Raw genomic sequence first — 15,238 nt, forward strand, 5'->3', positions numbered from 1 at the left:
GAATAATTTCCTGCCTTTTTATTTTCTGTTCTTATTCCTGCCATTTATTTTATAACACCCATTAAAAAGGAGAGCCTGAGCTCTCCTTTTTCAGCGACTGACTATGCTCAGTGGCTCATCAGACCGTTCAGGGTCGCGCTTGGGCGCATTACTGAGCTTGCCTTGGCAAAATCAGGGCGATAGTAACCGCCGAGATCCACGCTGTGGCCCTGTACGCCAATCAGCTCAGCCAGAATGGTTTCTTCGTTGGCAGCAAGCTTATCAGCCAGCTGACCGAAGTGGGCAGCAAGCTCGGCATCGGCAGTTTGGGCGGCCAGTGCCTGGGCCCAGTACATGGCCAGGTAGAAGTGGCTGCCACGGTTGTCGATTTGACCTACGCGGCGGGCTGGTGACTTGTTCTCATCCAGGAACTTACCGATAGCGGTATCCAGGGTATCGGCCAGCACCTGGGCCTTGGCAACACCGGCAGTTTGAGCCAGATGCTCGAAAGATGCAGCCAGTGCCAGGAACTCACCCAGTGAATCCCAACGCAGGTAGTTTTCGCTCTGAACCTGCTCAACGTGCTTGGGCGCGCTGCCGCCGGCACCGGTTTCGAACAAGCCGCCGCCGTTCATCAGTGGCACGATAGACAGCATCTTGGCGCTGGTACCCAGCTCAAGGATTGGGAACAGGTCAGTCAGGTAGTCACGCAGAACGTTACCGGTTACAGAGATGGTGTCTTTGCCATCTTTCATGCGCGCCAGAGAGAACTGGGTTGCTTCAACCGGAGACAGAATGTGCAGCTCCAAACCGGCAGTGTCGTGCTGTGGCAGGTAAGCTTCTACCTTCTTAATCAGCTGGGCATCGTGGGCACGGTTTTTATCCAGCCAGAACACGGCGGGGGTTTCAGACAGACGGGCGCGCTTAACGGCCAGTTTCACCCAATCCTGGATTGGGGCGTCTTTCACCTGACACATACGGAAGATATCACCGGCTTCTACGTTGTGGTTCATCAGCACAGTACCGGCCGCGTTAACCACGGTCACCACGCCGTCTTCGGCCATTTCAAAGGTCTTGTCATGGCTGCCGTACTCTTCGGCTTTTTGTGCCATCAGACCCACATTGGGGATGGTACCCATGGTGCGGGGATCAAAGGCGCCGTGCTCTTTACAGAAGTTGATGGTGGCATCGTACACGCCGGCGTAGCAGCGGTCCGGGATCATAAACTTGGTGTCTTTGAGCTGACCGTCAGGGCCCCACATCTGGCCTGAAGAGCGGATAGCGGCAGGCATAGAGGCATCGATGATGATGTCGCTTGGTACGTGCAGGTTGGTGATACCCTTGTCAGAGTTCACCATGGCCATGGCAGGACGCTCGGCGTATACGGCCTGGATATCGGCTTCGATGGCGGCGCGCTCGGCTTCTGGCAGCGACTGGATTTTAGCAACCACGTCACCAAAACCGTTGTTCACATCCACACCCAGACGCTCAAAGGTCTCGGCATGCTTGGCAAACAGTGGCTTGAAGAACACTTTAACGGCATGACCAAACATGATGGGGTCAGACACCTTCATCATGGTGGCTTTCAGGTGCAGCGACAGCAGCACATCTTCGGCCTTGGCGGCTTCGATTTCGCGCTCGAAGAAGGCAACCAGGGCGTTTTTGCTCATCACGGCTGAGTCGATGATTTCACCGGCTTGCAGCTTGAGGCCTGATTTCAGTACGGTTTCAACACCGGCTTTGCTGGTGTGCACTATGCTGACTGTATCGGCATCGGCCAGGGTCACTGACTGCTCAGAGCCGTAGAAATCACCGGCTTCCATGTGAGATACGTGAGACTTGGAGTCGCTGGCCCACTTACCCATGGAGTGTGGGTTCTTGCGGGCATAGTTTTTCACAGACAGCGGCGCGCGGCGGTCGGAGTTACCTTCACGCAGCACAGGGTTTACCGCACTGCCTTTAATCTTGTCGTAACGTGCCTTGATAGACTTTTCTTCGTCAGTCTTTGGCTCTTCAGGGTAGTTGGGGATGTCATAACCCTGCTCCTGCAGCTCTTTAATACAGGCTTTCAGCTGTGGAATAGAGGCAGAGATGTTTGGCAGCTTGATGATGTTGGCTTCTGGCTTGGTGGCCAGCTCACCCAGTTCAGCCAGGTGATCGCCAATGCGCTGGGCATCGGTCAACTTCTCAGGGAAAGTAGCAATAACGCGACCGGACAGAGAGATATCGCGGGTTTCGATCTTCACGCCGGCAGGTTCGGCAAATGTCTGAAGGATAGGCAGCAGGGACAGGGTAGCGAGTGCTGGCGCCTCATCGGTTTCAGTGTAAATAATCGTTGGGGAATTATCTTTCATTTTGCTTCCTACGTGATTGTATAATTTAAAGATTTATAGTTTTTATTCGATAAGCACGGCGAGCAGCATAAGCACCTGACTTCACCGCGCGGTAACCTGTCGTCCTGGGGTTACCGCAAAGCTGGGATGCCGATATGGGCATGGATCACATTTTGATGGCCGACATCATAGTGCATTCGGCCCAATATTCAAATTCCACTTAGGGCGAACAGGGGTTACCCTATACCCAGGTAACTGTACAGTTAGATCTACAAAGGAAATTCACACGCCGTGTCGTCCCCTTCCCGCGCCAATAAACCCTCGGCCAAGCGCCCTGCCCGCAGCCCATCAAATCGGCAACCGCAGGGCGAGAAAAAAGGCGTTGCAAACACCCGTAGCCAGCAGGCAAACGCCAAAAACCGTAAAGCATATAGTCCCAAAGGGCCCGGCAGCTCAAAGCGGCCAACTGAGAAAGCTGCAGAACGGGCAAGCGCCAGGCCTAGGCCGCGCAGACCGGCTGTCACCAAGGTGGTGCTCTTCAATAAGCCCTTCGATGTGTTGTGCCAGTTCACCGACGAAGCCGGCAGACAAACCCTGAAAGACTTTATTCCCTTGCCCGGCGTCTATGCCGCAGGCAGACTTGACAGAGACAGTGAAGGCCTGTTGCTGCTCACCAATGATGGTCAGTTGCAATCCCGTCTTACCGAGCCCAAAAAGCAAACCTACAAAACCTATTGGGTGCAGGTCGAAGGCGTTCCCGATGAGTCGGCGCTGGATAAACTGCGAGAGGGCGTTGAGCTTAAAGACGGCCCTACTCTGCCTGCCAGAGTACGCCGCATCGAGCAGCCTCACATTTGGCCGCGCAATCCGCCGGTGCGGGAGCGAAAAAGTATTTCCGACTGCTGGCTTGAAATTCAGATTTGCGAAGGCCGCAACCGCCAGGTAAGGCGCATGACCGCTCACATCGGCTTTCCCACACTCAGGCTGGTGCGCGCCGCCATCGGTGAGATAAGCCTTGGGCAACTCGGCAGCGGCGAGTACCGGGAGCTTAGTGGGGATGAGATAAGCGGCCTCATAACCGCCCTTGGCACGACACGCGACTTTTACAAGTAAGGGAGCCCGATGGAGCGCTACAAACCCAATGTCACCGTTGCCTGCATTGTGCACTGCGGTGGCAAGTTTTTGATGGTAGAGGAAATCATCGACGGCAAGTCGGTGTTTAACCAACCTGCCGGACACCTTGAGGCGGGCGAATCCCTGATTGACGCCTGTAAGCGAGAGCTGTGGGAAGAAACCGGCATCAAGGCCGAGCCCTCACGCCTTGTGGGCATTTATCAGTTCAGCGCCAGTGCCGAGCTTGCGTTTTTGCGCTTCACCTTTGTCTGTGAGCTCGATGAACTAATGCAAACTGAGCCACAGGATGGGGCTATCCATGCCCTGCACTGGCTTACCCCGGCCGAGATTAACGACAGCCGCCACCTTCGAAGCCAACTGGTCAGTCGCTGCATCGACGACTATCTGGCCGGCAAAGGCACAGAACTCTGCATCCTCGACAGCGAACTTCTTTCCATAGCCGCTAGTAGCAATCCGTGATAGAATACGCCCCCGAAAAAACGCCGCTGTTTCGATGCCGAACAGATAAACAACAGGTACTGATTCAAGCCTTGCTTAGCCATTGTTTTATCTAAGTTTTGACTGCGATTTCCCTCGTTTAATTTGCAGCAAATGCCATTGGCAGCGGTGATTGGTTACTCGAAAGGATCATTTTCAACGTATGACGTCAACTACAGCTTCTCCCGCTGAAATCGCTGCCAACAGCAGCAAAAAAGTCATTGTCGGCATGTCCGGCGGTGTGGACTCTTCTGTCTCTGCTTACCTGCTGAAACAACAGGGGTATCAGGTTGAAGGCCTGTTCATGAAAAACTGGGAAGAAGACGACACCGACGAATACTGCGCCGCCGCTGAGGATCTGAAAGACGCTCAGGCCGTGTGCGATAAGCTCGGCATTAAGCTGCACACAGTCAACTTTGCCGCCGAGTATTGGGATAACGTGTTTGAGTACTTCCTCGCCGAATACAAGGCAGGCCGTACCCCGAATCCCGACATCATGTGCAACAAGGAAATCAAATTCAAAGCCTTCCTTGAATTTGCCGACGATATCCTCGATGCCGACTACATCGCCATGGGCCACTATGTGCGCCGCCGCGACACCGATGGCAAAACTGAAATGCTGCGCGGCATCGATGGCAATAAAGATCAGAGCTACTTTTTGTACACCTTGAGCCACGAGCAGGTTGCCCGCAGCCTGTTCCCCGTTGGCGAGCTTGAAAAGCCGGAAGTGCGCCGCATTGCCGAAGAGCAGGGCCTTATCACCCACGATAAGAAAGACTCCACCGGCATCTGCTTTATTGGTGAGCGTAAGTTCAAAGACTTTCTCGCCACCTACCTGCCCGCCCAGCCCGGCAACATCGAAACCCCGGAAGGCGACGTCATTGGCCGCCATGAAGGCTTGATGTATCACACCCTTGGCCAGCGCAAAGGCCTTGGCATTGGCGGCATGAAAAATTCAAACGACGACCCCTGGTATGTGGTTGATAAAGACATGGCCCGTAACGTGTTGGTGGTGGCCCAGGGCCATGATCACCCGCGGCTGATGTCAAAGGGTATGTTGGTTAACCAGCTGCATTGGGTTGACCGTACTGGCCCTGCTGATGGCGCAAGCATCAGCGTAAAAACCCGCTATCGCCAGCAGGATATCCCCTGCACAGTGAAGATTATCGACGAGCAAACCATTGAAGTGCTGTTCGATGAGCCTGTGGCCGCCGTTACCCCCGGGCAGTCGGCGGTGTTCTACGATGGCGAAGTCTGCCTTGGCGGCGGCATCATCGACACCCTGATTAAGGACTGAGCCATGAGCCAAATGCAAGCACGCACCATGGCCTTTGCCGGTATCTTGCAGGCGCTCGCCCAGGTACAATACATCGCCCGCCATGGTGACAGCGACACTGACGCCATGGCCGCCAGCTTCAATACGATTCTGGTGACCAATCCTGAACAGCCCGAAGACGTCTACGCCGACAAAGATCAGCTCAGAGTGGGCTATAAATGGATTTTGAATCAGCTCGGCGACGGCGAAAGCAAAGACGTGGAAATGACCCGTTATCTGGTGGGTCTTCTTGCACTGGAGCGCAAGCTGTCCCGCAGCAATGCTGCCCTTGGTATGCTCTCCGAGCGTATTAACCAAATTCATCGCCAGCTCAATCACTTTGCCATTACAGACGAGCAGGTGATTGCCAATCTGGCCAGTATTTACAGCGATATCATCAGTAACCTTGGCCCCAAGCTGCAAATTACCGGCAATCCCAATGTACTGCAGCGCCCCTTGGTTCAGCAAAAGATCCGTGCCCTGCTGCTGGCCGCCATGCGCAGTGCCGTGCTGTGGCGACAGCTCGGTGGCAAACGCCGTCATCTGGTATTTGCCCGCAAGGCCATCGTTGATACTGCAAAGAAAAATCTTACCCTATAGACAAATAAAGCCATTCCATTAAGGAGCTTATCAATGGAACTTTCTGCACTGACAGCTATCTCCCCGGTCGACGGCCGCTATGGCAGCAAAGCCGCCGAACTGCGTGGGATCTTCAGCGAGTTCGGTCTCACCAAGTATCGTGTTCAGGTTGAAATCAACTGGCTCAAGCTGTTGTCCAGCTGTCCTGAAATCGAAGAAGTTCCGCCATTCAGCGAAGAGGCCCTGGCCCTGCTCGATGGCATCAAAGACAACTTCAACGAAGACGGAGCCCTGCGCGTTAAAGCCATTGAAGCCACCACCAACCACGACGTTAAAGCCGTGGAATACTTCATCAAAGAGCAGTTCGGTAACAACAGCGAGCTGAAAGCCGTCGATGAATTTGTGCACTTTGCCTGTACCTCAGAAGATATCAACAACCTGTCACACGGCCTGATGCTGAAAGAAGCCCGTGAACTGGTGCTGGTGCCTTACTGCCAGAAAATCATCGACGCCATCAAGGCTCTGGCCAAGACCTACAAGAGCGTGCCCATGATGTCACGCACCCACGGTCAGCCAGCCTCTCCTACCACTCTGGGTAAGGAAATGGCCAACGTGGTTGTGCGTCTTGAGCGCCAGCTTGCCCACATCAAAGCCGTGGAAATCCTGGGTAAAATCAACGGCGCCGTAGGTAACTACAACGCCCACTTGTCTGCCTACCCAGAAGTGAACTGGCATGCCCTGTCTCAGCGCTTTGTGACCAGCCTGGGCCTGAACTGGAACCCTTACACCACGCAAATCGAGCCGCACGATTACATCGCCGAGCTGTTCGATGCCGTGGCCCGTTTCAACACCATCGTGATTGACTTCGACCGTGACATCTGGGGTTACATCGCCCTGGGTCACTTCAAACAGAAGACCATCGCCGGTGAAATCGGCTCGTCCACCATGCCGCACAAGGTTAACCCAATCGACTTCGAAAACTCCGAAGGCAACCTGGGTATCGCCAATGCGCTGATGCAGCACCTGGCCTCCAAACTGCCTATATCACGCTGGCAGCGCGACCTGACCGACTCCACCGTTCTGCGCACCCTGGGCGTGGGTATTGCCCACAGCATCATCGCCTATCAGGCGACCCTGAAAGGGATCAGCAAGCTGGAAGTGAACGAAGCGAGTCTGGCCGCAGAGCTGGACAGCAACTGGGAAGTGCTGGCTGAGCCGGTACAAACCGTGATGCGCCGCTACGGCATTGAAAAGCCATACGAGAAGCTCAAAGAGCTGACCCGTGGCAAGCGTATCGATGGCCCACAACTGGCCGCCTTTATCGATGGCCTTGCGCTGCCAGAGCCTGTGAAGGCCGAGCTGAAGCTGATGACCCCGGCAAGCTACATCGGCCGCGCCGAAGCCTTCGTGGACGATTTGAATTAATCCACTTTAATGGAGAGGCGGCAAGGGAAACCAAGCCGCCTTTTTTAACACTATGTATAAGCTCAATTTCGATATTCAGGCGTTTCTCGCCAATGACTGGCAACAGGCCCCAAAAGTATTCAAAGGCGCATTCCCTGACTTTGAAGACCCTATTGCCGCTGACGAACTCGCGGGCCTGGCCTGTGAAGAGGAAGTGTCCAGCCGCGTGGTTGTCACCAAGGGTAACGACTGGGACGTGATTTCCGGCCCATTCGAAGACTACGACAGGTTTGGTGAGACCCATTGGCAGCTCTTGGTGCAGGCCGTAAACCACTGGTACCCGGAATCCCAACCGCTGGTGGAAGCCTTTCGCTTTTTGCCGGACTGGCGCTTTGATGACCTGATGGTGTCTTTCGCCACTCCGCAGGGCGGCGTGGGACCTCACATCGACAATTACGATGTGTTCATCATTCAAGGCGAAGGGCAGCGCCGCTGGACCGTTGGCCCCAAGGGCAACTACCAGCGTCGCGGTGGTGTAACGACCTCTCCCCTGATTGAAGACTTTGAGCCCATTATCGATGTGGTGCTGGAAAAAGGTGATGTGCTTTATATCCCGCCCGGCTTCCCCCATCAGGGTGAAACCCTGACTCTGGCACTCTCTTATTCCATGGGTTATCGCGCCCCCAGCCAGCAGGAGCTTGCGGGACAAATTGCCGATCAACTGATGGATGAAGACAAGGGGCACAAGCGCTTTATCGCCGTGGATGGCGCTGCGAGCCACGGCACTGTGAGCCTGGCTGAGCAGCAAGGCATTATGCAGCTTATCCGCGACCTGTGTGATGACGCCGATAACGTCGTGAAGGTGCTCGGTAAACTCTTAAGCCAGAACCGCTTCGACCTGGATATCCAGGAAGATGAAAGCATCGATGCCGACGCCCTGGTTGAGGCTCTGGACGATGGGGCTGTGCTGATGCGAATTGGCGGCCTTAAGGTGCTCAAAATGGAAGGCGACAGCCAGGCAAGGCTCTTTGTGGCGGGCGAGAGTGTGATAATTGAAGGCGCTTCGGAAGAAGAGCTCATCGAGGTATCCAACTCAGTCATCGTTAACGCTGAGCTGGCGCTGCTGCCACACTGGCAGGGCTTTTTTGTACAGATGCTGCAAAAAGGCTATTTTTATCTCGGCGAAGACTGACTGCCTGACGGAACCTTGTCGACTCTGTAAACAGTTTCGCGACGACTCAGCCAACTAATCAAAAAGGCACCTTAAGGTGCCTTTTCTGTTTCTGAGGTTGCTGCACTGGCTGGCAGTTTCAGGCTTAGCCCCAGAGTTTGTCATCCTGCTGGATTTGATACAGGCTCTGGGCGCGGGAAATCAGCATGTTGGCAAACTTGGCCTGTGTTGGGTCTTGTGCCGCGCCGGACTGGATCAGATTCTCAGCTTTTAGTTGCCACATCATGGAGAAATGTTTCAGTGCATCACGGGCGGTTTGCGCGACTTTGACATCGACATAATCGGTTGGCAGGTCACCAGACATCACCCAGTAAGTTTGTTTGGCAGGCTTTTGTGCTTCCATCTTCCACACCGCAACGTAAGGCACCAGATAACGGCTTTCGTCGATCAGTACTTTACCGGGTAAAATACCCTTTTCAGCCAGAAAACGGTTGGCTTTTTGGAACTGGGTACGCACCCACTCCTGGCGCAGCGCTTCGGGATCCTGTGCTGCTGTTTCAACCTGGGGTTCTTGGGTTTGCTCAGTCATACTTCTTTCCTATCTTATTGTTATACCGCACAATCTAACACTGAGAATGAGCGTATCAATCCGCACTGGATGCTGGGAGACTGCCATAACTTTACGTTGACGTAAAGTGGAAAGCAAAATTGCCACGGAGATCACAAATAATCCACTGGCGGGCTTTGTTGAGAGTATCCCTAAATGCTATGGTTCGGCAATAAATATAACGACCGCAGGTAGCCGCCTGCGGCTTTTTATTAGCAATGCGGAGATCTGCAACGTGGCTGTATTCAATCATGTATCTTATGACGAACATGAACAGGTTGTTTTCTGTCATGACAAAGAGAGTGGCCTGAAGGCAATTATTGCCGTGCACAATACCAATCTGGGCCCTGCGGTGGGTGGTTGCCGCATGTGGAACTACCAGTCTGACGAAGAAGCGCTGAACGACGTGCTTCGCCTCTCCCGCGGCATGACCTATAAAAATGCCCTTGCCGGTCTGACCATGGGTGGTGGCAAGTCAGTAATTATTGCCGATCCCAAGACCCAGGACAGAGAAGCCCTGTTCCGTGCCTTTGGCCGCTTTATCAACACCCTGGGTGGCAAGTATTATTCCGCTGAAGACGTGGGCACCACCACGGCTGACATCATGATTGCCCACCAGGAAACCCCATACATGGCCGGTCTGGAAGGTAAGAGTGGCGACCCATCTCCTTTCACTGCCCTGGGTACCTTCCTTGGGATCAAAGCTGCCGTTAAGCATCAGCGCGGTCTTGACAGCCTCAAGGGGCTGAAAATTGCTGTTCAGGGCGTTGGCCACGTTGGCTACTACCTGTGTAAGCACCTGCACGAAGAAGGCGCAGAGCTTATCGTGACAGACATTCATCAGGCGTCTCTGGACAAGGTTGCCACCGAGTTTGGTGCGGCTGTTGTTGCTCCACAGGACATCTACTCTCAGGACGTTGATATCTACGCTCCTTGCGCGCTGGGTGCCACCATTAACGACGCCACCCTGCCACTGCTCAAGGCCAAGATTGTGGCCGGTTGTGCCAACAACCAGCTGGCCGAGCCACGTCACGGCCAGATGCTGAAAGACATGGGGATCCTCTACGCCCCTGACTATGTCATTAACGCCGGCGGTATCATCAACGTGTCGTTCGAAAACGATTACGATGCGGCCAGGTCGACCGCCAAAGTTGAGAAGATTTACGACACTCTGCTGACCATCTTCGCGGCCGCAGATGAGCAAAACCGCACCACAGGTGCCGTTGCCGACGAAATGGCCCGCGCCATTATCGACGCCGCCCGTAAATAATTCAGTCAATTCAAAAACACAGGGGAAACCATTTCGGTTTCCCTTTTTTGTGCCTGCATTTTGTCATCTTTCGCCAGTAAGATTTTTTTCAGATTAAATTTAAAAGCAACTCATGGGGATATGGCGTTTCCAAGCCAAAGCATAACTTTTCGTGTGGAAATGGTCGGGATCCTTTGCTTGACTTAAACACTCCCCCAAGGTGCAGGAGAGCATCATGATCTGTTTCAAGTACAGCCTGAATCAGGATTCTGTCGAGTTGCAGGCAAGCGATTGGAGTGGCCTGGAGCGCGTCTACGTCAACGGAGAGATGGTCTCAAGTAAACTGAATTTTGGCGGGCAGAGTGAGCATCAGGTTCCGTTAAAGGATGGAAACAAGGCTAAGTTTCAATTGTTTATCGATCCCCAAACGGAAGAGGTCATGTGCCGTATCTATAAAAAGGGACAGCTGGTCGCAAGCCTGAAACAAGGGCAAGAAAATCTGTCGCGTGCGCAAAACCTGCTGTGGCAGTCTTTGTTGGGCGTCGGCATGTTGGGGGGACTGGTGATGTTGGTGGTGCACTGAGGACACGATCATCTGGCAGGCTCCAAAGCCGTGCTTCGCCTCGTTCGGGAATGACACAGCCGAGGAATACCACTAACAAAAAGACCGGCAAAGCGCCGGTCTTTTTGCAAACTGAGATGTCTTTTGACGAAAAGCAGCATCACTCCGTGTGATTTATCTTGTTCAGCAATTTCATCAGCAAATCTTGTTCTTCCACGTCCAGCTCGGCCATAAACTTGTCATTCACCCGCTCGGCCTCACGGATAAGATCCTGCTCAAGGGCTTTGGCTTCGTCTGTCAGAAAAATCTTGAAGGCGCGGCGATTATCCGCTTCCTGATGCCGCGTAATAAGCCCCTGTACCTGAAGCTGATCCAATAGACGGGTCATGGTGTAGTTGGCCACGTCACAGCGACGTGACAATTCGGTTTGGGTAATGCCTTCTTCCTGCCAAAGCGCAAACAATACCGGCCAGAGTTTAATGTCCAGCTGATAGCGCTTCAGGCGTTGATCCAGCTCATTGGCAATGGCCACATTGAGATGGGACACCAAATAACCAAGACTCTCCTGACGATTCAAACAGCACCTCCCGTCGTTCAAGCTGCTGGCCAGAAATCACAGCCACCTTCTTAATACTATCACCGAAAGCACAATACACTAGCGGCCCTGCGCAAATTCAGTCTTTGTCAGACAGGAGTAATTCAGCATACCGATAGAAGCAGGAACGGCTCATGCTGCCTGTTTTCAAATTGGGAAGAGAGATAAAAACGCCCTCTTCTATCAAGGAGATATCTGCTTTGTCCACTCGATACTGGCTTCCCAACACACAGGTAAGGAGAAACTGGTCTGCCTGCATTTCAAAATCCACTATCACCACAGGCGTCCTGGCTACCGTCACCTTGACTCTCTCTGCCGGTGTAACCAGGGCCCAGCCGCCACTGTCGGGCCTGAGGATACCCATAAAGAGCCGGGCAAACTTATCGGGCAAGGGTTCTCCCTGATAGTACCATCGCCCGGCTTCATCAATGGTAAAAAGCGGCTGCTCGCTGCAAAAGGCTGGCATCAGCATATTTTCCATGGCCGTAAAAGCGTCGGCCTCGGGGGGCCCGTCCTGAGTAATGGTGTTGGCCGACTGAGTCTGAGGGTCAGGCATCTGCGTCATGATGTGCGTCTTTGTTCCCATTATTAGTCTTGTTATTCAGGCTAAGCCGGGATGGCATAAATCGGAAGCAAAAAGCCCCTTCACTCTGTGAAAGGGCTTGTATTAGGTTGTCAAATAAAGCCGTCTACTCAAATAAGCTCCAGCAAGGCTTCCAGTGGGTGCTTTGGACGGAATCCCGAGAAGCGCTTTACCTGTGAGCGGCAGGAGTAGCCGGATACCAGGATCTCTTCCCTGGAAGTACCATTAATCCCCTCTTTCCAGGACATATCGTAGAGCGTTTGCGAGCGCTCAAGGTTATCCAGCTCGTGGCCATAGGTGCCTGCCATGCCGCAGCAGCCAAGGTTCTTGACCTTAAGGGTCGCGCCGAATCTGGCAAAGATTGCGCTCCATTCTTTGGCTGTGCCCGGCTTGGCGGTGGACTCGGTGCAGTGGCTGAACCAGGTGTAGGCGCGGCCAGAGGACTCACGCTGCGGCAGTTCACTCAGCACCTCCATCAACCACTCGTTGGCGAGCTTGATATTGAAGTCACCGCGATCGTTACCGAGTGCCACCTTGTACTCATCCCGGTACACCAATACCATGGCCGGATCCACACCCACCATGGGCATTCCAAGCTTACTGAGTTCATTGAAAAAGGCCGATGCCGAGCCTGCGGTTGCAGCAAACTTGTCAAGGAAGCCTTTGATATGGGCGGGCTTGCCGTTGGGTTTGAACGGCAGCAACACCGGTTTAAAGCCAAGCTTTTCAATCAGCTTCACAAAGTGATACACCAGGCCTGCATCATAGAAGCTGTTGAATGGGTCCTGGGCCACCAACACATAACGGCTGCGCTCGGCGGCCGGAATACGTTTCAGTGACTCAAGGTCATACCCCAGACTCTGATGGCTCTCAAGCCTTTGAGTCAAAGTAGGCACGGACAGCTTGGGTGCATCCACGTAGCCGATGGCTTTCTTGATAACCCACTGGGACAAGGTGTTTTGCGACAGGGCATTCACCAGTTTCGGCGCCTTGGCCATCAGCGGCAGCGCATCTTCGATACCGGCCACCAGATAATCTTTGGGCGGGCGCAGATAACGCTGATAGTAAATATTGAAAAACTGGGCGCGGAACTTGGGCACATCCACCTTCACCGGGCACTGACCCGAGCAGGCCTTACAGGCAAGACAGCCCTTTAAGGATTCCATCACCTCGTGGGAGTAATCATACTCTTCCTTGGCTTTTAAGGTATTTTGCGCCCGCTGCAGCAGCCCAAGTGGCTTGGATTTGGCAAGCTGCTCCACATCCACGCCTTCGGCTTCGAGGAGCCTTAACCATTCGCGCATCAGCGACGAGCGGCCCTTGGGGGACTGAATACGGTCGCCGGTTACCTTAAAGGACGGGCACATGGGTGAATAGGCCGAGTAGTTAAAGCACAGGCCGTTGCCGTTGCAGTTCATCACATCGGGGAAGGCTTCGCGCACTTTAACGGGAATTTGTCTGTCAAAACTACCACGCTTGGCACTGTCGACATTGTAAAACAGCTCACCCTTGTCCTTTGGCGCCACCAGCTTGCCGGGATTGAGGCGATTGTCGGGGTCAAACCAGCCCTTGATGTCCTGCAGCACGCCGTAAAGCTCGTCGCCAAACACCGCCGGACCATACTCACCGCGCACACCCTTACCGTGCTCGCCCCACATCAGGCCACCGTATTTAAGGGTAAGCGCCGCCACTTCATCGGAAATGGTGCGAAGGAGCTTTTCATCCACGACGTCGCACATATCCAGCGCGGGACGGACGTGCAGCACACCTGCATCCACATGGCCAAACATGCCGTATTGCAGCTTGTGGCCATCAAGGAGCGCACGAAACTCCATAATAAAGTCGGCAAGCTTTTCCGGTGGCACCGCAGTGTCTTCAGCAAAGGCGATGGGTTTGCGGCTGCCCTTGGCGGCGCCCAAGAGGCCCACGGCCTTTTTGCGCATGGCGTAGATTTTCTCGATGCTGCCCTTATCGTGGGTGCTCTGAAAGCCCACCACGCCGCACTCACCGTTTTCGATTTGCTGAGCAAGCACAGCTTCGAGCGCCGCCAGTTTGGCGTTTACCTCGGCTTCATCGCCGGCAAACTCCACCATATTGAGGCCATCGATATGCTTGCCGGGCACCTCCTGAATAAGCTCACTCACCGAGTGCCAGACGATATCTTCACGGGCAAGGCCAAGCACCTTGGAGTCGACGGTTTCCACGACTGTGGCATTGGCAGCCACCAGCGACGGTGCGTGACGCAGCGCCGACTCGAAGGAATCGTATTTGATATTGACCATGGCGCGCTGCTTGGGCAGCGGCGTGAGATTCACCTTTGCTTCGGTGATAACGGCCAGGGTGCCTTCGGAGCCGGTAAGAATACGGCTTAAATCGAACTGACTTAGCTCATCGTTCCACACATGCTCCAAATCGTAACCGGTCAAAAAGCGGTTAAGCCGGGGGAAGCGGGTTTTCACCAACTCGCGCTTGTCGCGGCACACGGCTGAGATATTGGCAATCAGCTTACCGGCAAGGCTGGAGCTGTCCACCGCATCCAGGTTTTCGGCGGCCATCGGGGCAGAATCCAGCACAGAGCCATCGATAAGCACGCTCTTGAGGCCCAGCACATGGTCTGACGTTTTGCCGTACACCAGCGAGCCTGCGCCTGAGGCATCGGTGTTAATCATGCCGCCCAGGGTGGCGCGGTTGGAGGTGGACAAGTCTGGGCTGAAGAAAAAGCCATGGGACCTTAAGGCATCGTTGAGGGCATCTTTCACCACACCGGCCTGTACCCGTGCCCAGCCTTCCTCGGCGTTGACTTCCAGCACCTTGTTCATATGGCGCGACAAATCGAGGATAAGCCCGTGAGTCAACGACTGACCATTGGTGCCGGTGCCGCCGCCGCGGGCACTGAAAACCACCTCGCGGAACTCGTTTTTGGCGGCGAGCTGCATCACCCGCTGCACATCCAGCGTACTCTTGGGATAGAGCACAGCCTGAGGCAGAAACTGGTACACAGAGTTATCGGTAGCCTGCACTATGCGGGCGCTGTAACGGGTATCTATCTCGCCGTCAAAATCAGCGGCAAGGGCCTCGAGAAAGGCCAGATAAACGGGTTCCAGGGTTTGCTGGTGAGAAAGCAGGGGTAACATGCACGGCATCTGTGTTGTTGTTTTGTCCCGGCATTATAAACAAAAAAAAGCCGCTAAAAAGCGGCTTTTGTTACACATCGGTAAAAAGGGGCGCCGGTGGCGCCGACCTTCTCAGA

Annotated in this window: 13 protein-coding genes; 8 read left to right on the forward strand and 5 right to left on the reverse strand. The window is 54.2% G+C overall.

The window, feature by feature from the left end; genetic code table 11:
- Positions 1 to 107 precede the first annotated feature (107 nt).
- Entirely contained in the window at positions 108 to 2,333 is a 2,226-nt protein-coding gene (locus K0H63_RS11525; RefSeq protein WP_220064814.1) for an NADP-dependent isocitrate dehydrogenase, read from the reverse strand.
- Between the two features lie 270 nt (positions 2,334 to 2,603).
- Between K0H63_RS11525 and K0H63_RS11530 the strand changes: the two genes are divergently transcribed.
- From K0H63_RS11530 to K0H63_RS11555, 6 genes are all read left to right on the forward strand, one after another.
- Positions 2,604 to 3,425 carry an rRNA large subunit pseudouridine synthase E gene (locus tag K0H63_RS11530; protein ID WP_220064815.1) on the forward strand — a complete coding sequence of 274 codons (822 nt, stop codon included), beginning with the start codon at positions 2,604 to 2,606 and terminating at the stop codon, positions 3,423 to 3,425.
- Positions 3,426 to 3,434: 9 nt separating this feature from the next.
- A complete protein-coding gene (locus K0H63_RS11535; RefSeq protein ID WP_220064816.1) occupies positions 3,435 to 3,905 on the forward strand; it encodes an NUDIX hydrolase in 471 nt (156 codons plus the stop codon).
- A 181-nt stretch (positions 3,906 to 4,086) separates the two neighbouring features.
- Entirely contained in the window at positions 4,087 to 5,220 is a 1,134-nt protein-coding gene (mnmA, locus tag K0H63_RS11540; RefSeq protein WP_203324073.1) for a tRNA 2-thiouridine(34) synthase MnmA, read from the forward strand.
- 3 nt (positions 5,221 to 5,223) lie between these two features.
- Positions 5,224 to 5,838, forward strand: a complete 615-nt coding sequence (gene hflD, locus K0H63_RS11545; RefSeq protein ID WP_203324074.1) for a high frequency lysogenization protein HflD — start codon at positions 5,224 to 5,226, stop codon at positions 5,836 to 5,838.
- Between the two features lie 33 nt (positions 5,839 to 5,871).
- Complete coding sequence (gene purB / locus K0H63_RS11550) at positions 5,872 to 7,242, forward strand: adenylosuccinate lyase (RefSeq protein ID WP_220064817.1); 1,371 nt, start codon at positions 5,872 to 5,874, stop codon at positions 7,240 to 7,242.
- Positions 7,243 to 7,294: 52 nt separating this feature from the next.
- Entirely contained in the window at positions 7,295 to 8,413 is a 1,119-nt protein-coding gene (locus tag K0H63_RS11555; RefSeq protein WP_220064818.1) for a cupin domain-containing protein, read from the forward strand.
- Positions 8,414 to 8,537: 124 nt separating this feature from the next.
- Here the strand turns inward: K0H63_RS11555 and K0H63_RS11560 are convergent, their stop codons facing one another.
- The gene (locus K0H63_RS11560; protein ID WP_220064819.1) at positions 8,538 to 8,981 is read right to left on the reverse strand and encodes a DUF4826 family protein; all 444 of its coding nucleotides are present in this window, start codon (positions 8,979 to 8,981) and stop codon (positions 8,538 to 8,540) included.
- 253 nt (positions 8,982 to 9,234) lie between these two features.
- Between K0H63_RS11560 and K0H63_RS11565 the strand changes: the two genes are divergently transcribed.
- Both K0H63_RS11565 and K0H63_RS11570 read left to right on the forward strand, forming a co-directional pair.
- On the forward strand, positions 9,235 to 10,269 hold the full coding sequence (locus K0H63_RS11565; RefSeq protein WP_220064820.1) for a Glu/Leu/Phe/Val dehydrogenase dimerization domain-containing protein: 1,035 nt from the start codon (positions 9,235 to 9,237) through the stop codon (positions 10,267 to 10,269).
- A gap of 214 nt (positions 10,270 to 10,483) precedes the next feature.
- On the forward strand, positions 10,484 to 10,831 hold the full coding sequence (locus tag K0H63_RS11570; RefSeq protein ID WP_220064821.1) for a hypothetical protein: 348 nt from the start codon (positions 10,484 to 10,486) through the stop codon (positions 10,829 to 10,831).
- Between the two features lie 139 nt (positions 10,832 to 10,970).
- On the opposite strand, the gene K0H63_RS11575 is transcribed toward K0H63_RS11570, so the two are convergent.
- The 3 genes from K0H63_RS11575 to ydiJ all read right to left on the reverse strand — a co-directional run bounded on the left by K0H63_RS11575 (position 10,971) and on the right by ydiJ (position 15,122).
- A complete protein-coding gene (locus K0H63_RS11575) occupies positions 10,971 to 11,387 on the reverse strand; it encodes a MarR family winged helix-turn-helix transcriptional regulator (protein WP_220064822.1) in 417 nt (138 codons plus the stop codon).
- A gap of 97 nt (positions 11,388 to 11,484) precedes the next feature.
- Positions 11,485 to 11,991 (reverse strand): DUF1285 domain-containing protein, encoded by a 507-nt coding sequence (locus K0H63_RS11580; protein ID WP_220064823.1) that lies wholly within the window; start codon positions 11,989 to 11,991, stop codon positions 11,485 to 11,487.
- 107 nt (positions 11,992 to 12,098) lie between these two features.
- Positions 12,099 to 15,122, reverse strand: coding sequence for a D-2-hydroxyglutarate dehydrogenase YdiJ (gene ydiJ / locus K0H63_RS11585; protein WP_220064824.1), 3,024 nt, complete (start codon positions 15,120 to 15,122; stop codon positions 12,099 to 12,101).
- Between the last annotated feature and the right edge of the window lie 116 nt (positions 15,123 to 15,238).

The organism is Shewanella zhangzhouensis (assembly GCF_019457615.1).
GTDB lineage: Bacteria > Pseudomonadota > Gammaproteobacteria > Enterobacterales > Shewanellaceae > Shewanella > Shewanella zhangzhouensis.